The following is a 21,448-nucleotide window of genomic DNA, read 5'->3' on the forward strand; positions in this document are numbered from 1 at the left end:
CCTCAAGGGGGCGCTGCCATCGGCCCGGCAAAGCCGGAGCCTGGGCAGCCGCTGGATCGGGGTGGCGCACGGCCACCTCCTGTTCACTTTGGAGACCTTTCCCCATGAATGCAGCGTTCATTGTTGACGGCATCCGCACGCCCATCGGCCGCTACGGCGGCAGCCTCTCGGGCATCCGCACCGACGACCTCGGCGCCCTGCCACTGCAGGCCCTGATGGCCCGCCACCCGCGGCTGGACTGGGACCAGCTCGAAGAGCTGTACTTCGGCTGCGTCAACCAGGCCGGTGAAGACAACCGCAACGTGGCCCGCATGAGCGCGCTGCTGGCCGGCCTGCCGGTGACGGCCGCGGCGGCCACCGTCAACCGCCTGTGCGGCTCGGGGCTGGAAGCCATCGCCAGCGCGGCACGCGGCATCGCCTGCGGCCAGCTGGACCTGGCGATCGCCGGGGGCGTGGAGAGCATGAGCCGCGCGCCGCTCGTCATGCCCAAGCCGACCAGCGCGTTTTCGCGGCACGCCGAGGTGCACGACTCGACCATCGGCTGGCGCTTCGTCAACCCGCGCATGGCCGCCCTGCACGGCGTCGATGCCATGGGCGAGACGGCCGAGAACGTGGCCGAGCAATGCGGCATCTCGCGCGCCGACCAGGACGCCTTCGCGCTGCGCAGCCAGCAGCGTGCCGCTCGCGCCCAGGCCAGCGGCGTCTTCGACATCGAGCTGCTGCCCGTGCTGGTGGCCAAGCCCGATGGCCGCAAGGGCGAGACCACGCTGTTCAGCGCCGACGAGCACCCGCGTGCCGACACCACGCTGGAAACGCTGGCCCGCCTCAAGCCCGCCTTCCGCCCGCAAGGCAGCGTGACGGCGGGCAACGCGTCGGGCGTGAACGACGGCGCCGCGGCCCTGCTGCTGGCCAGCGAAACCGGTGCTGCGCGCCACCACCTGCAGCCCCTGGCCCGCGTCATCGGTGTGGCCACGGCCGGCATCGCGCCGCGCGTCATGGGCCTGGGGCCGGTGCCTGCGGTGCGCAAGCTGCTGGCGCAAACCGGCCTGTCCATCGGCGACTTCGACGTCATCGAGCTCAACGAAGCCTTCGCCGCGCAAGGCCTGGCCGTGCTGCGCGCGCTCGGCCTGCCCGACGACGGCGAGCACATCAACCCCCACGGCGGCGCCATCGCCTTCGGCCACCCGCTGGGCATGTCGGGCGTGCGCCTGGCCCTGACCGCCGCGCGCCAGCTGCACCGCTGTGGCGGCCGCTACGCGCTGTGCACCATGTGCATCGGTGTGGGGCAAGGCATCGCCGTGGCCATCGAACGCGTTTGACCGGAGACACCATGTCCACCACCGACCCCATCCTGCTGGAGCGCCGCGGCGCCATCGCCATCCTCACGCTCAACCGGCCCGAGACCCGCAACGCCCTGAGCGGCGAGGACTTCTTCCAGGCCTTCGAGACCCTGTTCGCGCAGCTCAACGAAGACCTCTCGGTGCGCGCCATCGTGCTCACCGGCACGGGCAGCGCCTTCTGCTCGGGCGGCAACGTCGCCGAGATGCGCGACCGCCAGGGCATGTTCGGCGGCAGCCCCGAACAGATCGTGGCGCAGTACCGCGCCGGCATCCAGCGCATCCCGCGGGCCTTCCAGGCCCTGCACGTGCCCATCATCGCGGCCGTCAATGGCCCGGCCATCGGCGCGGGCAACGACCTGGCCTGCATGTGCGACATCCGCATCGCCTCGACCCAGGCGCGCTTCGCCGAGAGCTTCGTCAAGGTCGGCATCGTGCCGGGCGATGGCGGCGCCTGGCTGCTGCCCCGCGTGGTCGGTGCGGCCAAGGCGGCCGAGCTGGCCTTCACGGGCGACACCGTCGATGCCGACGAGGCCTTGCGCATCGGGCTGGTGTCGCAGGTGGTGGCGCCCGAAGCGCTGATGGACGCGGCCCTGGCCCTGGCCACGCGCATCGCGGCCAACCCGCCGCAGGTGCTGCGCTGGACCAAGCAGCTGCTGCAACAGGCCCGCAACGCCACGCTGGACGAGGCCCTCGACCACGCCGGCCACTTTCAAGGCTTGGCCCACCAGACGGCCGACCACGCCGAAGCGGTGGCCGCCTTCTTCGAGAAGCGCCGCCCGGTCTTCACCGGCCGCTGAGAGGGACGACCATGAGCAACACCGACCTCCTCCTCGAAGAACGCCCCGCCCCCGGCGTGGCCGTGCTGCGCCTGCACCGGCCCGAGGTGCTCAATGCCCTCAACCTGGCGCTGCGCCGCGCCCTGGCCGAGGCCTTCACCCGGCTCGATGCCGACGAGGCCGTGCGCGTCATCGTGCTGGCCGGCAGCGCCCGGGCCTTCTGCGCTGGCGCCGACCTGGGCGAGTACCTGGACGCCACGTCCACCGAGATCATCGAGCGCCAGATGGACCGCCTCTGGGGCGCCATCGCCGCCTGCCGCAAGCCGGTGATCGCGGCGGTGCGCGGCCACGCCCTGGGCGGTGGCTGCGAGCTGGCCATGCACGCCGACATCCTGCTGGCCAGCGACACCGCCGGCTTCGGCCAGCCCGAGGTGCTGCTGGGCCTGATGCCCGGCGGCGGTGCCACGCAACGACTGAGCCGCGCCATCGGCAAGTTCCGCGCGATGAAGCTGCTGCTCACCGGCGAGCGCTTCGGTGCCGAGCAGGCCCTGGCCATGGGCCTGGTCAGCGAGGTCGTGCCCGATGCCGCGCTGGAAGACCGGGCCCTGGCCCTGGCCAGCCAGCTGGCGCAAGGACCGCGCCTGGCCCAGCAGTTCATCAAGGAAGCCGTGCTGGAAAGCATGAACAGCCCGCTGGCGCTGGGCCTGCAGTTCGAGCGCAAGTCCTTCCAGCTGCTGTTCGCCACGACCGACAAGCACACCGGCATCGCCGCGCGCCTGGCCAAGCAAGCGCCGCGCTTCGACTGAGCCTGTTCCGACAGTCCCTGTTCCCGACCGATCATGTGGCCCGCGGTGCAGCGCACAGCGGGCCATCCCCAGGACCGCTCACACAGACGGTCCGAGACAATGAGGAGACGATGATGCGCAATTCCCCTTCCAAGCCATTCTCCAATCCCTGGTGGGTGGTGGCCGGCTCCCTGCTCGGCCTGACCGTCGGCAACGGCCCGGTGATGCAGTTCACCTTCGGCGTGTTCGTCAAGCCGCTGAGCGAGGCCATGCAGACCGACCGGGGCACCATCTCCGGCGCGCTGCTGGCCGGCCTGGTGGCCACCGGCATCGCCACGCCCTTGATCGGCCGGCTGATCGACAAGCACGGCACCCGCCGCGTGGCCCTGCCAGCCATCGCGCTCTTCGCGCTCGGCATGGCCGCCATCGGCCTGTTCGCCAATTCGCCTGCCGCGCTCATCCTGATGTACGCGCTGTGCGGCATCGTCGCCGCGGGCCAGACCCCGCTGCCCTACAGCAAGGCCATCGCCGCCGTGTTCGACGAGCGCCGCGGCCTGGCCCTCGGCATCGCCACCGCCGGTGTGGGCCTGGGCACCATGCTCATGCCCATGCTGGCGCAAAAGCTGATGGCCAGCTTCGGCTGGCGCGGCGCCTACATGGGCCTGGGGCTGGTGACGCTGCTGGTGGCCCTGCCGGCCATGGCCGGACTGGTCACGCGGCGCCGCGAAGAGGCGGCCTCTGCCGATGGCGCCGCTGCCAGTTCGACACGCGCCACCCCCCACGCGGCAGCACCCGGCATGAGCGCGGCGCAAGCGCGCGTCAGCGGTCGCTTCTGGTGCCTGGCTGTGGCCTTCTTCACCGTGGCGCTGGCCGCCTCGGGCGTGGTCGCGCACATCGTGCCGTTGATGACCGACCGCGGCGTGCCCGCGGCCTCGGCAGCCGCCGCCATCAGCGCCGCGGGCCTGGCCCTCATCGTCGGGCGCCTGGCCGCAGGCTGGTTGCTCGACCGCCTGCACGCCCCGCACGTGGCCATGGTGTTCTTCAGCCTGCCGTTGCTGGGCATCGCCCTGCTGCTGGGCACCGCCGACGCCCGCTTCGGCATCCCTGCCGCCATCCTGGTCGGCCTGGGTCTGGGCGCCGAGGTGGACCTCATCGCCTTCCTGCAATCGCGCTACCTGGGCCTCAAGGCCTTCGGCGAGATCTACGGCTACCTCTTCGCCATCTTCATGCTGGGCTCGGGCCTGGGCCCCTTCCTGATGGGCCAGAGCTTCAAGCTGCTGCACAGCTACGACCCTGCCCTGATGGTGATGGCCGCTGGCCTCGTGCTGGCCTGCGTGCTGATGGCCCGCCTGGGTGCCTATGCCTACGGCAGCCGCGGCCAGGGCGCCACCGCAAGTGCCACACCCACGGCACCTGTGAAGGCCGCCACGCTCGAAGAGCCCCGCGCCACGCGCGCCGCCTGAGCCCCGCCTCGGCGGCCCCGCCCGCCCCACACCGACACCGACACCCACCAGGATTCCTGCGGGAATCCCAAGGACCCACCATGCCCCACATCCAGCAAACCCCCCGCCCTGCCCTGGCCTTCGCCCTCCTGACGCTGAGCACGCTGTGCGCACCCACCGCCCATGCGCAATCCGCCGCCACGTCAACCGTGCAGATCTACGGCCTGATCGACGTGGGCGTGGAAACGCTCAACCAGGTCGGCACCAACGGCGACCACCTGACCCGCATGCCCGGCAACACGGCCTCCGTGCCCTCCCGCCTGGGCCTGCGTGGCAGCGAAGACCTCGGCCAGGGCCTCAAGGCCGGCTTCACGCTGGAGTCCGGCCTGGCCATGGACACGGGAGGCCTCAACCAGGGCAGCCGCCTGTTCGGCCGGCAAGCCTTCGTCAGCCTGAGCGGCGCCTGGGGCCAGTTCAACCTGGGCCGCCAGCACACCATGACCTTCTTCTCCCTGCTCGACGCCGACGTGATCGGCCCCAGCGCCCACGGCCTGGCCTCGCTGGACAGCTACCTGCCCAACGCCCGCGCCGACAACGCCCTGGGCTACCGCGGCAAGTGGGACGGCTTCAGCGTGGGCGCCACCTACAGCCTGGGCCGCGACACCGCCACGGCCGGCAACCCCGGCGCCACCAACTGCGCCGGTGAAAGCGCCAGCAACCACCGCGCGTGCCGCGCATGGTCGGTGCTGCTGAAGTACGACGCGGCCGACTGGGGCGTCGCCGCTGCGCAAGACACCCTGCGCGGCGGCCCCGGCGCCTTCGCCAACCTGGGCAGCAGCGCCCTCAGCGACACCCGCACCCACCTCAACGGCTGGGTGCGCCTGAGCGGCATCAAGCTGGGCGCAGGGGTGCTGCACCGACACAACGGCGGCAGCACGGCCACCCCGCGCAGCGACATCTTCTATGTGGGCCTGAGCGCACCCCTGAGCCCGGCACTGCTGCTGGAGACCCAGCTGGCGCAGCTGCGCTACAAGGACTCGGCCAACAAGGCCACGCAGGGCGTGGTGCGCCTGAGCCACAGCCTGAGCAAGCGCACCGCCGTCTATGCCTCGCTCGCCCGCCTCGACAACAGCGGCAGCCTGGCGGTGTCGGTCAGCAACGGTGCCGCAGGGGGCACGCCGGCCGCCGGCCGTGCGCAGACGGGCACGATGTTCGGCGTGCGGCACAGCTTCTGATCTGGGCGGTCACGGGGGCCGGCTGCGCCCCCTCAGCGCACCTTCAGCGCACCTTCAGCGCACCCGCAACATCCCCAGCACGCCGCCCTTGCGCATCACGCGCCAGCCCAGCAGCACGGCCAGGATGGCGGCGTACACCGCCACCTCGCCCAGGTCGTTCTTGGCCGCCTTCTTCCAGTAGAAGTGCAGCAGGCCCAGCAACGCGATGGCATAGACCAGCTTGTGCAGGCGCTGCCAGTTCCTGCCACCCAAGCGGCGGATGGCCGCGTTGAACGAAGTCAGCGCCAGCGGTGTCAGCAGCAGCAAGGCCAGCATGCCCACGAGGATGAAGTTGCGCTTGAACACGTCCTTGACGATGTCGTCCACCACCAGACCCTTGTCCAGCCAGGCATAGGCCAGGAAGTGCAGCAGCGCATAGGCGAACACGGTCACGCCCAGGGCGCGGCGGTGGCGCAGCAAGCCAGGCAGCGAGGCCACGTCGCGCAGCGGGCTGACGGCCAGCGTGAGCCAAAGGAAGCGCAAGGCCCATTCACCGCTTTCGCGGATGAGCTTTTCCGCCGGGTTGGCGCCGAGCTGGTCGGTCGCCGCACCGATGAACAGCGCCACCGCGGGCAGCGCGCACAGCGCCCACAGCAGGGGCTTGGCCCAGGGCTTGAGCAGGACCTGGTTGAGCCAGGAGGGTTGGATGGCAGCGGTGGTCATGGGGGCAGTCCAGGCTCAGATCAGAAGTTCTTTTTCAGGTCCATGCCCGCGTACAGCTGGCCCACCTGGGCCTCGTAACCGTTGAACATCAGCGTGGCCTTGCGCGGCGCGAAGAAGCCGCCTTCACCGATGCGGCGCTCGGTGGCCTGGCTCCAGCGTGGGTGGTCCACCTTGGGGTTCACGTTCGAATAAAACCCGTACTCCGATCGGTTGGCCTTGACCCAGGACGAGGCCGGCTCCTTCTCGACGAGGCGGATCTTGACGATGGACTTGGCGTTCTTGAAGCCGTACTTCCAGGGCACGACCAGGCGCAGCGGCGCGCCGTTCTGGTTGGGCAGCACCTCGCCGTACAGGCCGAAGGCCATCAGCGTCAGCGGGTGCATGGCCTCGTCGATGCGCAGGCCTTCCACATAAGGCCAGTCCAGCACGGCCGAGCGCACACCGGGCATCTGCTTGGGGTCGGCCAGGCTGATGAACTCGACGTACTTGGCGCGGCTGGTCGGCTCGGCTTTCGCGATGAGCGCGGCGAGCGAGTACCCCACCCACGGGATCACCATGGACCAGCCCTCCACGCAGCGCATGCGGTAGATGCGCTCTTCCATGGGCGCCACTTTCAGCAAGTCGTCCAGGCCCAGCTTGAGCGGCTTGCCCACCTCGCCTTCGATGCTCAGCGTCCAGGGGCGGGCTTTCAGCGTGCCGGCGTTCTCAGCCGGGTCGGACTTGTCGGTGCCGAACTCGTAGAAGTTGTTGTAGCTGGTGACGTCCTGGTAGGGCGTGAGCTTGTCCATCGCCTGGGCACCGGTCACGCTGCTGCGCACCGAGGCCAGCGCGGCCAGCTTGCCCGGTCGCTGGATGGCACCGCCCTGGGCCCAGGCATCGCCCGGCTGGGCCAGCAGCAAGCCGCCGCCTGTGACACCCGCCAGGCCAGCGGCCTTGAGCCACAGGCGGCGGTCTTCATAGACGCCACGTGGCGTGACCTCGCTGGCCACGGGGTGCTGCATCCCGCTGTCAGGGTGCAGGAGGTGGCGGGACGTGCGGATGAAAGACATGGCGGGAACTCCGTGGTGCAGGCAAGGCCGGACTGGCGATGACCCATCGGTCGCCGCGGCAGTTCCGAACCTTACACACTTTCACCTGCGGGCGGGCGCCCAGGGTCAGGGCACCATGAACTGCGGCGTCTCGCCTTGCGGCCCGTGGATCTGCAGCAAGCGCCCAGACAGCCGCGCCTGCACGCGGTCGGGCAAGGGCGCAAAGCCGGTGTCGCGGGTCAGTTCGTCGCCACGCATGAAGCACCAGTGCACGAAGCGCGCCGTCCACTCGGCCGAGGCCATGTCCTTGGGCGCCGCGTCCAGCAGCACGAAGCTGGTGGCCGTCAGCGGCCAGGCGTCGGGGCGCGGGCGGTTGAGCAGGCTGGCCGTGTCATCGCCCTTTTGGTGCAGTTCGGACGACAAAATCGCCGCGCGGAAAGCCGCCTCGCTGGCCATGACCGGCTTGCCGGCGGCGTTTTTCAAGCGCACCGCGGCCAGGCGGTCGCGCAGCACGCGGTCGAAAGACACCACGGCGATGCCGCCCGGTGTGCCACGCAGCAGGCCCACCACGCCGTCGTTGCCCTTGGCCGCGCGCGGGGCCTGTGCGCCCGGCACGCCCGCAGGCCAGGTCGGCAAACCGCTGGCCGGCACGGCGGCCTGGAAGCGCGCCGAGGCCTCGCCCAGGTAGCGCAGCAGGGTCTCGGTGGAGCCCGACGCTTCCTGGCGCACCAGCCGCACGATGGGCAGGGCCGGCAGGCGCACGCCCGGGTTGAGCGCCGCGATGCGGGCGTCGTCCCAACGCGTGATCTGACCTTGGAAGATGTCGGCCAGCAGCGGGCCGTCCATGACGAGCTGGTTGCCCTCCACGCCGGGCAGGTTGAGCACAGGCACCAGGCCGCCCACCAGCATCGGGATCTGCACCAGGCGGGCTTCCTGCAGCTTGTGCGCGCTCAGGGGCACGTCGGTGCCGCCGAAGTGCACGGCACGCGCCGTGGCCTGCTTGACGCCATCGCCCGAACCCGTGGGCGCGTAGCTCACCTTCACGCCCGGGTGGGCCTGCGCGAACTTCTGGGCCCAGCGGGCATAGACCAGCGACGGGAAGGTGGCGCCCGCGCCGCGGACGTCCACCTGGGGCGCACCTGAGGGGCCGCCCGCACGCGCGCCGCCCTGCGCAGCCGCCATCCCGGGCAGCATCGCGCCGGCCGACACCAGGCAGGCCGCCCACACACCCCGCCCCAGGGCATGCAACGCCCTGCGTGCACCCTGGCCCCATCCACCGCTCTGCCACGTCATCTCACCACCTGCACGCTCGACTTCTCAAGGCGCGAACGATAGCGCAGGAACGTGGCAATGGTCCGATCAGATCAAGGGAAAACCTGGATCCGCGGGAGGATGCACGTCAGGCGGCTTTTTTGGCGGCCGCCTTGGGGGTGGCTTTCTTGGCCGCTTTCCTGGCGGCCGTCTTGCGCACCGCCCCGGTCGCCGCAGTCCCCTCCGCCAGGGCAGCGTCCGCCTCCTCCGCGCCCTGGGCAGCGCCCTTGGACGCGAACCTGCCAGCGGTCTTGCCCGCCGCCTTCGGCGCCCGCGGTTCGAACTCGAAGCCCACCTTGCCCGCCTTGGCGTCCCAGCTCAGGAAGGCCTTGAACTTTCGCCGCGTCTTGTTGGACACGAAACCGTCCAGCAGGTCGGTCTTGCCGTTTTCCAGCAGCTTGGCGAGCTGCTCCGGCGTGATCGGCTGCTGCAGGATGACCTTGCCCGTCTTGAAGTCGCAGCTGGGCTTGGGGCCGACCGACTTCTCGCAGATGTAGTTGGTGCCGTGCTCGAACACCGAGCTGTTGCACTTGGGGCAGGCGCCCAGCGTGGTCTGCGCGCTGAAGTCGATGGCCTCGCCGGACTCTTCTTCCTTCTTGGCGTCTTCGCCGAAGTCGAACTCCATCTTCCAGTTGTTCGATTCGGCGTCCTGGACCATCTTCAGCTCGGCCGTGAAGGGCCAGCCCGCCTTGGAGCGGAAGCCCTCCAGCGGGCCCAGCTTGTGCGTGCGCAACAGCTGCTCGACCTCGTGCAGCTCGAAGCTGCGCCCGGCCGGGATCTTGGTCATGCTGAAGCCGCAACCCGCGGGCGCTTCGCCGTCCGCACCGGTGGCTGCGCCCTTGCCCACGCAGGTGAAGCGGCGGTAGTTCTCCTTGACCACGCCGCCGCAGTTCGGGCAGGGCGTGCTCAGGGTGGCGTAATCACCGGGGATGGTGTCGCGGTCGTACTCCTTGGCCTTTTGCACGATGCGCTGCGTCATCGCGGCGATCTCGTCCATGAAGGCCTCGCGGCTGAGGCGGCCCTTCTCCATCTCGGAAAGCTGGTGCTCCCAGTTGCCGGTCAGTTCGGGCTTGGTCAGGTCTTCCACGCCCAGGCCGCGCAGCAGCGTGGTGAGCTGGAAGGCCTTGGCCGTGGGGATGAGCTCGCGGCCTTCGCGCAGCATGTACTTCTCGGTCAGCAGGCCTTCGATGACCTGTGCGCGCGTGGCGGGCGTGCCCAGGCCCTTTTCCTGCATCGCGGCCTTCAGCTCCTCGTCGTCGATGAGCTTGCCCGCACCTTCCATGGCGCTCAGCAGCGTGGCTTCGGTGTAGCGGGCGGGTGGCTTGGTTTTGAGCGCCGTCACACTGACATCTTCGTTGCCCACCGACTCGCCCGGCTGCACGGCCACCAGGTGGGCGTCGTCGCCTTCTTCTGCCGCTTCCTTGCCATAGACGGCCATCCAGCCCGGCTTGACCAGCACCTTGCCGTTGGTCTGGAAGTGGTGCGTGGCACCGCCCGCCGGGATCTGCGTGATCCGGGTCGTGACCATGAACTCGGCCGAGGGGTAGAACACCGCGATGAAGCGCTTGACCACCATGTCGTAGAGCTTGGCCTCGGCCTCGGTCAGGCTGCGCGGTGCCTGCAGCGTCGGGATGATGGCAAAGTGGTCCGAGACCTTGGCGTTGTCGAAGACGCGCTTGGTGGGCTTGATGTAGCCGTCGTTGAGCGCCTTGCGGGCGTGCTGGGCCAGGTCCTTGAGCGGCCCGGGCAGGTCCTCGTCGGCGATCATGCCCATGGTCTGCTGGACCACGCTGAGGTAGTCCTCGGGCAGCGCGCGCGAATCGGTACGCGGGTAGGTCAGGACCTTGTGCTTTTCGTACAGGGCCTGCGCCAGGCCCAGCGTGGTCTTGGCGGAAAAGCCAAAGCGGGAGTTGGCCTCGCGCTGCAGCGTGGTCAGGTCATACAACAACTGGCTGGCCTGGGTGCTGGGCTTGGACTCTTCCGTGACCGTGCCGCTCTGGCCGCGCACGGCGTCGGCAATGGCCTGCGCCTCGGCGGCAGACCAGACGCGGTCGGCCTTCTGTTCGGCCTCCAGCGAGCCTTCGGCCGCACCCTTGGCCTTCTTGAAGTCCGGGTTGAACCACTTGCCGTCGTAGCTGCCGGCCTGCGCGCCGAAGGTGCCGCGGATCTCCCAGTAATCGCGGAAGACGTGCTTGCGGATCTTTTCTTCGCGCTCCACCACGATGGACAGCGTCGGCGTCTGCACCCGGCCCACGGTGGTCAGGAAGAAGCCGCCATCGCGCGAATTGAAGGCCGTCATGGCCCGCGTGCCGTTGATGCCCACCAGCCAGTCGGCCTCGGAGCGGCAACGCGCCGCAGAGGCCAGCGGCAGCATCTGTTCGTCCGTGCGCAGCTGCGCGAAGCCGTCGCGGATGGCCGCCGGCGTCATGCTCTGCAGCCACAGGCGGCTGACGTCCTTGCCCAGGCCCTTGGCGCGGGTGGTGGCCGTGCTGTCGGCGGCGTACTGCACGATCAGTCGGAAGATCAGTTCACCCTCGCGCCCCGCGTCACACGCGTTGATGAGGCTGGTGACGTCCTTGCGCTTGATGAGCTTGACCAGGGCGTTGAGGCGCCCCTTGCTCTTGTCGATGGGGTTGAGGTCGAAGTGCGGCGGGATGACGGGCAGGTTGGCGAAGCTCCACTTGCCGCGCTTGACGTCGAACTCGTCGGGCGCCTTGATTTCCACCAGGTGACCCACGGCCGAGCTGACCACGTAGTGCTCGGACTCGAAGTACTCGTCGTGCTTGTCGAACTTGCCGTCGATCGGCGTGAGGGCACGCACGATGTCTTGGGCGACGGAAGGCTTCTCTGCGATGACCAGGGCTTTGCTCATGAGCGGGCGTGTTCGGAAATGTTGGAGACCGTACTTACAATCGGGCTTCTCGCGCGCACACACGTGGGCGCAGGGGCGCACACGCGGGCACGCGCGCGCCCACCAATTCAATGTACCCAAACTGGCCGATGACGCAAGCAGCCTCTCGAAACTCATCCGCGCCCCAACCCGCTGTGCGGACGGCCAAACAACACTCTGAGGCCGCAGACCGGGGCCGCCGCACCCAGGTGCGCGAGTCCGGCGTGCATGGCAAGGGCGTCTTCGCGATCCGCCCGCTGCGCGCAGGCGACACCGTGCTGGAGTACAAGGGCGAGATCATCACCTGGAAAGAGGCGCTGCGCCGCCACCCGCACGACCCGGCCCAGCCCAACCACACTTTTTACTTCCACCTCGACGACGGCCACGTCATCGACGGCAAACACAAGGGCAACTCGGCCAAGTGGATCAACCACAGCTGCGCGCCCAACCTGGAAGCCGAGCAGGATGGCGACCGCGTCTTCCTCCAGGCCCTGCGCGACATCGCCGTCGGCGAAGAGCTGTTCTTCGACTACGGCCTGATCATCGACGCCCGCCTGACGCCCAAGCTGAAAAAGGAATACGCCTGCTGGTGTGGCGCCGACGCCTGCCGAGGCACCATGCTGGCTTCCAAGCGCCGCCGCTGAGCCCCTCGGCGCCCCACCCCACCGGCCTGCCACCGCCACCGCGCGCAGCATGGACACCACCCAGAGCACGCCAGACTTGGCGCCGATCCTGGCCGACCTGAACCAGGCCGCCGAGCGCTTGTGGGTGGCTTGCGCGCCCACCACGCCTGGCTTGGTGCTGGACGTTGTGCCCGAGACCGAGTCCACCAACACCGCGCTCATGGCCCAGGGCCGGCGTGGCGAGGTCTGGCCGACCGCGATGGTGGCCGTGCGCCAGACCGCAGGACGCGGGCGCCGCGGCCGCAGCTGGGAAGCCCGCCCGGGCGACACCCTGACCTTCTCCCTGGGCCTGCCCCTGCACCTGGACGCCGTGCCGGGCGGTGGCAGCGCGCTGTCGCTGGCCGTGGGCCTGGCCCTGGCCGATGCGCTCGACACCGGTCTGCAAGCGCACCACGCCGAGCGGGGTGGCGCCCTCCCCCCCGCCATCGGCCTGAAATGGCCCAACGACCTGTGGCTGGGCGGGCGCAAGGTCGGTGGCATCCTGATCGAAGCCACCCCGGCCCCAGGCCTGACCGAAGGGCAACGCTGGGTGGTCATGGGCGTGGGGCTGAACGTCCAGCCGGGTGCCGCGGTGCCGGGTTCGGCCTGGCTGCCCACGCCGGCGCCCAGCCTGGGCGATGTCTGGGGCTGGCTGCTGCCGGCCTTGCTCCGGGCCACGCAGGCCTTCGAGCGCCAGGGGTTTGCCCCGCTGCAAGCGGCCTATGCCCGCCGCGACGTGCTGCTGGGCCAGCCGGTGCAGCTGTGGACCTCGGCCGCCAGCCTGCCGCCAGCTGCGGGGGCCGCATCACCCGGCACCCCACAGCCCGATGAAACAGGCACCGCACAGGGCGTGGACGACAGCGGTGCCCTGCTCGTGCATACTGCCTCGGGCCTCCAACGCTGGCACGCCGGCGACGTCAGCGTGCGCCCCGCCTGAGGCTTTGGCGACTCACCCAACCCTTCCGGTCCACCCACACACCCGCCCCCATGCTGCGCTACCTGGTGCTGATCCTGTTCGCCGTCAACGCCACCTTCTTGGCCTGGAGCCAGGGCTGGCTCAAGCCCCTGGTGGGCGTGCAACCCGACGCCCAGCACGAGCCCGCCCGGCTGCAGCAGCAGCGCCATGCAGACCGCATCGCCGTGCTGTCGGGGGCTCAGGCCGCCAGCAGTGGCCCAGCGGCCACCGATGCCACGACAGCCGCGGACGCCATGCCGGATGCCGCCTCGGCAACGTCGTCGGCCGCATCGGGTGCAGCGTCCATTGCGGCGTCCAGTGCAGCCTCTGGCGCGGCGACAGCGTCCGCCACCACCACCGGCATCTGCCTGCAGGCCGGCCCCTTCCGCAGCGAAGACATGGCCCAGGTGGGCACCGCACTCAAAGCGCAACTGCCCGCGGATGCGTGGACAACGCAAGCGGTGCCCATCTCGGGCATCTGGCTGGTGTACATGGGCCCCTACCCCGACGACGAGCTGTACGCCAAGAAGCTCAGCGAGCTACGCCGCATCAAAGGCTTGAACTTCGAAGAACTCAGCGCACCGCCTGCGCTCGCCCAAGGCCTCTCGCTGGGCCGCTACACCAGCCTGGCAGACGCCCAAAGCGGCCTGGCCACCGTGAAGCTGCGCGGCATCCGCACCGCGCGCATCGTCGTGCTGCGCCCGCAAGGCGAGATGCAACTGGTCCGCGTGGCGCAAGCTTCGCAGCAGGCACAAGTGGCCTTGTCGGCCACCAAGCTGCCGCAAGGCAAGACGTTCAGCGCTTGCCGCCCTTGAGCCTGTCGCCCCTGATGCGCACGGTGCGCACGGTGCGCATGGCGCGGGCCTGAGCTTCAGAGCGCCAGCGCCACCACGTCAGGCCCAGCACCGAGGCCATCAGCGCCAGGAGGCTGAGGTCGTCGGTGGCGCCGCCGCCGCCGCCACCGCTTTTGCCCGCGCTCTGCAGTCGTTGCGGCACGAAGTAGCTGGCGTAGAGAGACGGCGAGCTGAAAGTGCCCGAGGAAGCATGGTCTCTGATTGCCCGATCCAGCGCCGCATCAGCATCCAGCACCCCGCTGCCGCACGCAGCAGTGGTGCAGGTGCAATTCCCCACAGTCTGCGCCGCGAGATTGCAGGAAGAGGCTGAAGGCGCGGGGTGAGGCGTGGCAGTCTCCAGCAAGACACTCACCAGTTGGTCCACAGTCAGCGTCGGCGCCACAGAAAGTACAAGCGCTGCGACAGCGGCCACCTGGGGCGCTGCAAAACTCGTGCCCATGGAAACGTAGCATCGGCCCAGGTTGTCGCAAATATCGCCTTCCAAGGCAACACCGACGGCACCCCGTGGACCTCGGTCTGAAAGCAAGTTCAGACTCTCTGCCGAGCTGGCTGAAATACTGTCCCCTCCTGCCACAGCCAAGCCGAAGTAGCCAGCGCTGCTGCGCGTGCCATCCACAGTATTGGCATACGTCGCCTTGCTGCCGTCGTAACGCAATGCGGTCACGGCCATGACTCCAGGGCAACTGGCCGGGCGGGTCGGCCCGACGTAACCACGCGCAGTGTCGGAACTGTCGCCATTGCCAGCGGAAGAGACCACCAATGTGCCCTTAGTGCGCAATGTGGCAATCGTCTGGCGGTACAAGGCGTCACCGGATTTGGGGTCTGTGTTCTGGCAATTTCCTTGGCCACCAAAACTGAGGTTGATCACCCGTGCAGGCGCCTGGTTGATGCCCGGTGAGCCTTGGTAGTCCACACCTGCCGCCCATAACATGCCTTCGATGATGTCGCTGACCAATGCACCACAAGTGCCGCCAATGCGCACAGGCAACACTTTCGCCACCGATGGCGGCAACATGCTCAAGGCACCAGGCCCCATGAGGGTGGCAGGGTCATCCGCCAGTGGCGTCAACATGGACATCACCGACGTGCCGTGCCAAGAACTGTCATGTGCTGTGCACGTGCTGCTGTAGTCACTGACCAAGTAGTCGCCAGGGTCGGTTGGATCGGGGTCCAATCCATTGCCATCCTGTGCGAACTGAACCTCAGAAACGAAGTCGTACCCGAACCCAAACGGCGTGCGGGCGTCCAGGTCAGGGTGGGTGAGCTTACCGGTGTCCAGCACAGCCACGACCACGGGCGACAGATCCAGGGGCGATGGAATGCTGCCCGGCTTGGATGCGTTGTTCAACCTGTCCCAGGCATCCCGGAACCCCGCCACACCCAGGCCCACGTCAGCGCGCCGTTGCAGCCATTTGTGCGTCAGGTAAGCGGCATTTCCCGCCGTTGTTGTGATCCCAAACTGCACCCCTGTCGCCGCGGCCCGCTCCATCCGATTGACCACCACCCATTCCACGTCCGGGTCCTGGCGGAGCTTGGCAGCCTCGGCCTCGGCCTCGGCCACCGTGGTGTAGTGGCCCTGGTGGATCACATGGGCGCCGTAGGCCGTGGGCTTTTGCACCAGGAAGCCAACGCGCTTGCGGTTGGTGGCCGCGGCCATGCGCAGGCGCTGGGCCTGGGCCGTGTCGGACGGGCGCACGCTCGCCGGCAGGCGCACCACGGAGTTCACTTGGGTGTCTTTGAGCTTGACGATCAGGCCCAGCGCCAGGCGCTCCGCAGGCGCGGCAGCAGCACCTTGGGCCCAAGCACCCGCAGCGCCCAGGGCCAGCCCCAGCGCACAGGCCAACGCCCCGCCGCGGCGCACCCACGTGGCAACCACCTCACCCGGGCGCCCAAGCCCATTTCGACCAGCGTTCACACGACACTCCTGAACCAGCACTGACGCAACATGTCGGCGAAATTATGTCGCCCGGGGTGGCACCACAAAGATGCAAACAAGCACGTTCTGACACCTGTTGTCGGCCATGTTGCATCTGGAGTCAAATGAAAAAGGCCCCACTCGGGGGCCTTCGCGGTACAAGTCAACGCTTCGCGCGTTGTTTACCGATTTTCACATGGCGAGCAGCTCGCTCACTTGGCGGCAATGACGCGGGCCATTTCCAGACACTTGTTGGAATAACCCCACTCGTTGTCGTACCAGGACACGACCTTCACGAAGGTGCTGTCCAGGGCCAGGCCGGCTTCGGCATCGAACACCGAGGTGCAGACTTCGCCACGGAAGTCGGTGGCCACGACCTTGTCTTCGGTGTAGCCCAGCACGCCCTTCATGGCGCCTTCAGAGGCGGCCTTCATGGCCTTGCAGATGTCTTCGTACGACGCTTCCTTGTTCAGCTCGACGGTCAGGTCAACGACCGACACGTCGGAGGTGGGCACGCGGAAGGCCATGCCGGTCAGCTTCTTGTTCAGCTCAGGAATCACCACGCCCACGGCCTTGGCAGCACCCGTGCTGGAGGGGATGATGTTCTCCAGGATGCCGCGACCGCCGCGCCAATCTTTGTTCGACGGGCCGTCCACGGTCTTTTGCGTCGCGGTGGCAGCGTGCACGGTGGTCATCAGGCCGCGCTTGATGCCGAAGGTGTCGTTCAGCACCTTGGCCACGGGGGCCAGGCAGTTCGTGGTGCACGAAGCGTTGGAGATGATGGTCTGGCCAGCGTAGGTCTTGTCGTTGACGCCATAGACGAACATCGGGGTGTCGTCCTTCGACGGGGCGGACAGGATGACCTTCTTGGCGCCAGCCTTCAGGTGGGCTTCGGCGGTGTCCTTGGTCAGGAACAGGCCGGTGGATTCGATGACGATGTCGGCACCGACTTCGTCCCACTTCAGCTCGGCGGGGTTCTTCACGGCGGTCAGGCGGATCTTCTTGCCGTTGACGACCAGGGTGTTGCCCTCGATGGCCACGTCGCCCTTGAAACGGCCATGCACGCTGTCGTACTTCAGCATGTAGGCCAGGTAGTCGGGCTCCAGCAGGTCGTTGATGCCGACGATTTCGACGTCGTTGGCGAAGTTCTGGATGGCAGCGCGGAACACCATGCGGCCGATGCGGCCGAAGCCGTTGATACCAATCTTGATGGTCATGATTCGTTTACCTTGCGGAGGATGACAGAACAGGAAATCGGGTCAGGGGGCAGAGTCACGGCAGGAGCCGAAGCTCACTTCTTCTTGGCCAGCACCTTGAGGACGGTGGCCGTGACGTTCTCGGGCGTGAGGCCGAAATGCTTGAACAGCACGCCAGCCGGAGCCGACTCGCCGTAGGTGTCGATGCCGACCACCGCGTCCACGCCGTACTTCCACCAGAAGTCGGTGACACCGGCTTCCACCGCCACGCGGGGCAGCTTCGGGGGCAGCACAGCCTTCTTGTAGGCGACGTCCTGGCGGTCGAACACGGAGGTCGAAGGCATGGAAACCACGCGCACCGGCACACCGCGCTTGGCGAGCTCGGCCTGGGCATGCAGGGCCAGTTGCACTTCCGAGCCGGTCGCGATGATCACGGCAACGGCCTTCTTCTTCAACCCCACTTCTGCGGGTTCGGCCAGCACGTAAGCGCCTTGCGTGATGACATCCGCATCCTGCTTGGGGGCGTAGGGCAGGTTCTGGCGCGAGAGCAACAGCGCCGAAGGACGGTGCTTGTTGGCCAGGGCGATGGTCCAGGCCACGGCGGTTTCGGTCGTGTCGGCCGGACGCCAGACGTCCAGACCCGGGATCAGGCGCAGGCTGGCGGCGTGCTCGACCGACTGGTGCGTGGGGCCGTCTTCACCCAGACCGATGGAATCGTGCGTGAACACATGGATCACGCGCTGCTTCATCAGCGCGGCCATGCGGATGGCGTTGCGGCTGTAGTCGGAGAAGGTCAGGAAGGTGCCGGCGTAGGGGATGTAGCCGCCGTGCAGCGTCACGCCGTTCATGATCGCGGCCATGCCGAACTCGCGCACACCGTAGTTGATGTGGCGGCCGGGCTTGCCATCGGTGGTGACCACGGCACCGGTCTCGTCCACGCGGAAGGCCGGGGTGCTCTTGGTGTTGGTCAGGTTCGAGCCGGTCAGGTCGGCCGAGCCGCCCAGCATTTCCGGGATGGCGGCGGTGAAGAACTCCAGCGCGATCTGGCTGGCCTTGCGGCTGGCCACGGTTTCGGCCTTGTCGTGGGCGGCGGCCACGGCTTCCACGGCGATCTCGGGGAAGTTCGCGGGCAACTCACCGGCCATGCGGCGCAGGAACTCGGCGGCCTCAGAAGGGAACAGGGCCTTGTAAGCCTCGAAGCGGGTGTTCCAGTCGGCCACCAGGATGTCGCCGTCGGCCTTCGCGTTCCAGTCGGCATAGACCTCGTCGGGGATGACGAAGGCGTCGTGCTCCCAGCCAATGGTTTCGCGGGTCAGCTTGATCTCGTCGCCACCCAGCGGCTCGCCGTGGGCCTTGGCCGTGTTGGCGCGGTTGGGCGAGCCCTTGCCGATGTGGGTCTTGCAGACGATCAGGGTGGGCTTGTCGGCGGACAGCTTGGCCTTGGTGATGGCGCCATCCACGGCATCGACATCGTGGCCATCGACCGGACCGATGACGTTCCAGCCGCAGGCTTCGAAGCGCTGCGCGGTGTTGTCGATGAACCAGGGCGTGACCTGGCCGTCGATGGAGATGCCGTTGTCGTCGTACAGCGCGATCAGTTTGTTGAGCTTCCAGGCGCCGGCCAGGGCCACGGCCTCGTGGCTGATGCCTTCCATCAGGCAACCGTCGCCCAGGAAGGCATAGGTGTGGTGGTTGACGATGGCGTGACCGGGGCGGTTGAACTCGGTGGCCAGCAGTTTCTCGGCCAGGGCCATGCCCACGGCGTTGGTGATGCCCTGCCCCAGCGGGCCGGTGGTGGTTTCCACGCCCGGCGTCACGCCAACTTCCGGGTGGCCCGGCGTCTTGCTGTGCATCTGGCGGAAGGCCTTGAGGTCATCGATGGACAGCTCGTAGCCCGACAGGTGCAGCAGCGCGTAAATCAACATCGACGCGTGGCCGTTGGACAGCACGAAGCGGTCGCGGTCGGCCCACAGCGGCTGCGCCGGGTGGTGGCGCAGGTGACGGCCCCACAACGCCACGGCCATGTCGGCCATGCCCATCGGCGCGCCAGGGTGGCCCGAATTGGCTTGCTGGACGGCGTCCATCGCCAGAGCACGGATGGCGTTGGCCATGGCGGTGATGTTCTTGGTGGTTTGGGGCATGGTGGAGGCGGCTGGGTGGGTGGCTGCGGGAAACCCTGGATTTTAGCTTGGTCGGGGCCCGGCAGCGGCCGAAAGCCGCCTGTCATGACCACAAGCTCACGGTCACTTGCCCTGCGCACTCGCTATACAACAAAAAACAATATGTTGTATAACGCTGCATGCCCATGCACTTCACAGACCTGCCCGTTTCCGCTGCCACGGCTTTTGCACAACTGCAAACCGCAGCCATGGCCACGGAACTCGCGCGCGACGTTTCACACATCCAGGGCAGCTTCGCCTCCAAGATGGTGAAAGGCTCACGGCACTGGTACTTCGCCTACCGAGAAAACGCCCAGTCGGTGCGGCAAATCTACGTCGGCCCAGACAATGAAGCCGTCAAAGAACTGATGGCAAGAGCTGGTTTGCAAGCCCCCTTGGAACGGCTCAAACCTCTGGCCAAATCCGCACAGGCGCTGGGTTGCGCGCCCATCCAGCGCAAACACCTCAGCGTGATCTTGCGGCTCAACGAGTTTGGCTTCTTCCGCGCAGGCGGGGTGCTGATCGGCACGCACGCCTTCTTGGCCTATGCCAACCAACTGGGGGTGCGATGGCGCAGCCCAGACCAAACCTCCGACATCGACTTCGCCCATGCCGGGCGCAATGTGTCCATCGCGCTGCCGACCGACATCGCAGCCCAGCCGCATTCGGCACTGACGACCATGGAGGGTGGCTTCCTGCCATTGGTGCAGTACCGAGGCAGCGCAGGCGCTTCATACAAGCACCGCGATGAACCCGAGTTTCAGGTGGACTTCCTGACGCCAAGAACCTCCGACAGCGAAGACCCGATACGCATTCCCAACCTCGATGTGGCCCTGCAGCCGCTGCGGTTCATGGAGTTTTCGCTGGAAGGTGTTCAGCAAACCACGCTGTTCGACCCGACAGGCCGCTGCGTGGTGGTGAACCTGCCCGCACCGCAACGCTATGCCGTGCACAAGCTGCTGATCATCGGAGAGCGCGCCGGCGCATTCAAAGCCAAAGTCAGCAAAGACTTGGCCCAAGCTGCCGCACTGATGAGCTACTTCGTGGCCAACGACCCGGAGGCCTTGCAGGAGGCTTGGGCTGATGCGCTCGGGCGAGGCCCGGGATGGCGCAAGCGGGCTGCGGAAGGGCTGAAGGCCCTGGGGCGGGTGGAGCCCGAAATCGCAAGAGAGCTTGGGGCGATGTGAGGGCTGATGCCCCACCGCCCCTCAAAAGAGCTGAACGACTTGCCCGGTGAACCTCAACACCAGAACGCGAATGGCGTTGGCCATGGCGGTGATGTTCTTGGTGGTTTGGGGCATGGCGGGGGTGGGTGCGTTGCGCTGAGTTGCGCATTTTAGCGTTTCGTGAGGCCATCTACAGAACCCCAAAACGACAGAGGGCGCCAGCAGGCGCCCTCTGTGCACCCCGACGTTCAGCCAGGGCGCTTAGGCAAAGTCAATCAAGGAGCGGCAGGAGGGGCTGCGGCTACGACAGGAGCGGTGCAACCCTTGGGAAGATACTTTGCGACGGTGTCAGAGGTGCACGTCCAAGCGCCAGCTGCAGTGCGAGCCCACTGGATGTACTTGCTGCCGACGTCCGTGCCGCCCTTCATGGTGCACTTGATGGAAGCGGTGGAGTCCGTGTTTAGCTTGACCTCATATGCCGAGCAACGCTGCGAAGTAGCAGCGGTGAAACCGTACGGTTGGATATCAGCAGCGTTGGTTGCAGTGATCGCAGCCGCCGGAATGGCTGCGCTCAGCGAGTCATCAACGTTGACCTTCGCACCCGTGATCTCAGCGAGAGATACAGTCACTTGCGAGCGTGCGGTGTAGTCTTGGTACGCTGGCAGCGCCACAGCCGCCAGAATGCCGATGATCGCCACGACGATCATCAGTTCGATGAGGGTGAAACCTTGTTGGACGCGCTTCATGGTCAACTCCTTGGGGCATGTGCCCGCTGGTCAGAGAAAGGGTTTGCGAGAAGCACCCGGCACCGCCGAGCGCATGCCAGTACAAGTGCAGCCCGCGTGCCAGCTTTCAGCCCTTGAAAAACCGTGATTTCCTGCGCGCTTTCCCGCGGGCATCCGAACGGATGAGACTGTTCAGGTCGGGGTTGTTTCTGTGTGTGAGACAGAAAGTGTCAATCCCCAGTTTGAGATGACAATTTTTGTCACTCAGGCCAAGTGAGCACGCCATGCTTGCGACCCAGAACACTGC

General features: G+C 67.6%; 17 protein-coding genes. 9 read left to right on the plus strand and 8 right to left on the minus strand.

Annotation, left to right across the window (positions count from 1 at the left end):
- Positions 1 to 104: 104 nt before the first annotated feature.
- From pcaF to EV672_RS15365, 5 genes are all read left to right on the plus strand, one after another.
- Positions 105 to 1,319 carry a 3-oxoadipyl-CoA thiolase gene (pcaF, locus tag EV672_RS15345; RefSeq protein WP_133610773.1) on the plus strand — a complete coding sequence of 405 codons (1,215 nt, stop codon included), beginning with the start codon at positions 105 to 107 and terminating at the stop codon, positions 1,317 to 1,319.
- Between the two features lie 11 nt (positions 1,320 to 1,330).
- The gene (locus EV672_RS15350) at positions 1,331 to 2,137 is read left to right on the plus strand and encodes a crotonase/enoyl-CoA hydratase family protein (RefSeq protein WP_133610775.1); all 807 of its coding nucleotides are present in this window, start codon (positions 1,331 to 1,333) and stop codon (positions 2,135 to 2,137) included.
- A gap of 11 nt (positions 2,138 to 2,148) precedes the next feature.
- Positions 2,149 to 2,922, plus strand: coding sequence for an enoyl-CoA hydratase-related protein (locus tag EV672_RS15355; protein WP_133610777.1), 774 nt, complete (start codon positions 2,149 to 2,151; stop codon positions 2,920 to 2,922).
- A gap of 110 nt (positions 2,923 to 3,032) precedes the next feature.
- On the plus strand, positions 3,033 to 4,364 hold the full coding sequence (locus tag EV672_RS15360) for an MFS transporter (RefSeq protein ID WP_133610779.1): 1,332 nt from the start codon (positions 3,033 to 3,035) through the stop codon (positions 4,362 to 4,364).
- Positions 4,365 to 4,444: 80 nt separating this feature from the next.
- Complete coding sequence (locus EV672_RS15365) at positions 4,445 to 5,578, plus strand: porin (RefSeq protein ID WP_133610781.1); 1,134 nt, start codon at positions 4,445 to 4,447, stop codon at positions 5,576 to 5,578.
- A 54-nt stretch (positions 5,579 to 5,632) separates the two neighbouring features.
- Here the strand turns inward: EV672_RS15365 and msrQ are convergent, their stop codons facing one another.
- The 4 genes from msrQ to EV672_RS15385 all read right to left on the minus strand — a co-directional run bounded on the left by msrQ (position 5,633) and on the right by EV672_RS15385 (position 11,491).
- Positions 5,633 to 6,280 carry a protein-methionine-sulfoxide reductase heme-binding subunit MsrQ gene (msrQ, locus tag EV672_RS15370; RefSeq protein WP_133610783.1) on the minus strand — a complete coding sequence of 216 codons (648 nt, stop codon included), beginning with the start codon at positions 6,278 to 6,280 and terminating at the stop codon, positions 5,633 to 5,635.
- Between the two features lie 20 nt (positions 6,281 to 6,300).
- The gene (gene msrP, locus EV672_RS15375) at positions 6,301 to 7,329 is read right to left on the minus strand and encodes a protein-methionine-sulfoxide reductase catalytic subunit MsrP (RefSeq protein ID WP_133610785.1); all 1,029 of its coding nucleotides are present in this window, start codon (positions 7,327 to 7,329) and stop codon (positions 6,301 to 6,303) included.
- Positions 7,330 to 7,434: 105 nt separating this feature from the next.
- Entirely contained in the window at positions 7,435 to 8,601 is a 1,167-nt protein-coding gene (pstS, locus tag EV672_RS15380) for a phosphate ABC transporter substrate-binding protein PstS (RefSeq protein ID WP_133610787.1), read from the minus strand.
- A 106-nt stretch (positions 8,602 to 8,707) separates the two neighbouring features.
- Positions 8,708 to 11,491: a DNA topoisomerase III gene (locus EV672_RS15385; RefSeq protein ID WP_133610789.1), complete on the minus strand. Its 2,784-nt coding sequence runs from the start codon at positions 11,489 to 11,491 to the stop codon at positions 8,708 to 8,710.
- Between the two features lie 128 nt (positions 11,492 to 11,619).
- Here EV672_RS15385 and EV672_RS15390 point away from each other — a divergent pair, with 128 nt between their 5' ends.
- The 3 genes from EV672_RS15390 to EV672_RS15400 are packed head-to-tail and all read left to right on the plus strand — an operon-like array spanning position 11,620 to position 13,941.
- On the plus strand, positions 11,620 to 12,153 hold the full coding sequence (locus EV672_RS15390) for an SET domain-containing protein (RefSeq protein WP_133610791.1): 534 nt from the start codon (positions 11,620 to 11,622) through the stop codon (positions 12,151 to 12,153).
- Positions 12,154 to 12,202: 49 nt separating this feature from the next.
- A complete protein-coding gene (locus EV672_RS15395) occupies positions 12,203 to 13,108 on the plus strand; it encodes a biotin--[acetyl-CoA-carboxylase] ligase (protein ID WP_208110787.1) in 906 nt (301 codons plus the stop codon).
- Positions 13,109 to 13,158: 50 nt separating this feature from the next.
- Positions 13,159 to 13,941: an SPOR domain-containing protein gene (locus EV672_RS15400; protein WP_133610793.1), complete on the plus strand. Its 783-nt coding sequence runs from the start codon at positions 13,159 to 13,161 to the stop codon at positions 13,939 to 13,941.
- Here the strand turns inward: EV672_RS15400 and EV672_RS15405 are convergent.
- From EV672_RS15405 to tkt, 3 genes are all read right to left on the minus strand, one after another.
- Positions 13,922 to 15,706 carry a S8 family serine peptidase gene (locus tag EV672_RS15405; protein WP_166643604.1) on the minus strand — a complete coding sequence of 595 codons (1,785 nt, stop codon included), beginning with the start codon at positions 15,704 to 15,706 and terminating at the stop codon, positions 13,922 to 13,924. The two genes, EV672_RS15400 and EV672_RS15405, sit on opposite strands and share 20 nt — an antisense overlap.
- A 401-nt stretch (positions 15,707 to 16,107) precedes the next feature.
- Positions 16,108 to 17,112: a type I glyceraldehyde-3-phosphate dehydrogenase gene (gap, locus tag EV672_RS15410; RefSeq protein ID WP_133610797.1), complete on the minus strand. Its 1,005-nt coding sequence runs from the start codon at positions 17,110 to 17,112 to the stop codon at positions 16,108 to 16,110.
- A 74-nt stretch (positions 17,113 to 17,186) separates the two neighbouring features.
- Entirely contained in the window at positions 17,187 to 19,232 is a 2,046-nt protein-coding gene (gene tkt / locus EV672_RS15415; RefSeq protein ID WP_133610799.1) for a transketolase, read from the minus strand.
- A gap of 164 nt (positions 19,233 to 19,396) precedes the next feature.
- On the opposite strand from tkt, the gene EV672_RS15420 reads away from it, so the two are divergent.
- Positions 19,397 to 20,437: a GSU2403 family nucleotidyltransferase fold protein gene (locus EV672_RS15420; protein WP_243738722.1), complete on the plus strand. Its 1,041-nt coding sequence runs from the start codon at positions 19,397 to 19,399 to the stop codon at positions 20,435 to 20,437.
- A 254-nt stretch (positions 20,438 to 20,691) separates the two neighbouring features.
- On the opposite strand, the gene EV672_RS15425 is transcribed toward EV672_RS15420, so the two are convergent.
- On the minus strand, positions 20,692 to 21,162 hold the full coding sequence (locus EV672_RS15425; RefSeq protein WP_133610803.1) for a pilin: 471 nt from the start codon (positions 21,160 to 21,162) through the stop codon (positions 20,692 to 20,694).
- Positions 21,163 to 21,448 lie beyond the last annotated feature (286 nt).

Source organism: Aquabacterium commune (assembly GCF_004362855.1).
GTDB lineage: Bacteria > Pseudomonadota > Gammaproteobacteria > Burkholderiales > Burkholderiaceae_C > Aquabacterium > Aquabacterium commune.

Excerpts from the sequence above, each read along its gene's own strand:
- gap (WP_133610797.1), bottom strand. The coding sequence starts at position 17,112 with ATGACCATCAAGATTGGTATCAACGGCTTCGGCCGCATCGGCCGCATG.
- EV672_RS15365 (WP_133610781.1), top strand. The coding sequence starts at position 4,445 with ATGCCCCACATCCAGCAAACCCCCCGCCCTGCCCTGGCCTTCGCCCTC.
- EV672_RS15360 (WP_133610779.1), top strand. The coding sequence starts at position 3,033 with ATGATGCGCAATTCCCCTTCCAAGCCATTCTCCAATCCCTGGTGGGTG.
- EV672_RS15390 (WP_133610791.1), top strand. The coding sequence starts at position 11,620 with ATGACGCAAGCAGCCTCTCGAAACTCATCCGCGCCCCAACCCGCTGTG.
- EV672_RS15425 (WP_133610803.1), bottom strand. The coding sequence starts at position 21,162 with ATGAAGCGCGTCCAACAAGGTTTCACCCTCATCGAACTGATGATCGTC.
- EV672_RS15395 (WP_208110787.1), top strand. The coding sequence starts at position 12,203 with ATGGACACCACCCAGAGCACGCCAGACTTGGCGCCGATCCTGGCCGAC.
- tkt (WP_133610799.1), bottom strand. The coding sequence starts at position 19,232 with ATGCCCCAAACCACCAAGAACATCACCGCCATGGCCAACGCCATCCGT.
- EV672_RS15400 (WP_133610793.1), top strand. The coding sequence starts at position 13,159 with ATGCTGCGCTACCTGGTGCTGATCCTGTTCGCCGTCAACGCCACCTTC.
- EV672_RS15385 (WP_133610789.1), bottom strand. The coding sequence starts at position 11,491 with ATGAGCAAAGCCCTGGTCATCGCAGAGAAGCCTTCCGTCGCCCAAGAC.
- EV672_RS15355 (WP_133610777.1), top strand. The coding sequence starts at position 2,149 with ATGAGCAACACCGACCTCCTCCTCGAAGAACGCCCCGCCCCCGGCGTG.
- EV672_RS15350 (WP_133610775.1), top strand. The coding sequence starts at position 1,331 with ATGTCCACCACCGACCCCATCCTGCTGGAGCGCCGCGGCGCCATCGCC.
- pcaF (WP_133610773.1), top strand. The coding sequence starts at position 105 with ATGAATGCAGCGTTCATTGTTGACGGCATCCGCACGCCCATCGGCCGC.
- msrQ (WP_133610783.1), bottom strand. The coding sequence starts at position 6,280 with ATGACCACCGCTGCCATCCAACCCTCCTGGCTCAACCAGGTCCTGCTC.
- msrP (WP_133610785.1), bottom strand. The coding sequence starts at position 7,329 with ATGTCTTTCATCCGCACGTCCCGCCACCTCCTGCACCCTGACAGCGGG.
- EV672_RS15420 (WP_243738722.1), top strand. The coding sequence starts at position 19,397 with ATGCACTTCACAGACCTGCCCGTTTCCGCTGCCACGGCTTTTGCACAA.
- pstS (WP_133610787.1), bottom strand. The coding sequence starts at position 8,601 with ATGACGTGGCAGAGCGGTGGATGGGGCCAGGGTGCACGCAGGGCGTTG.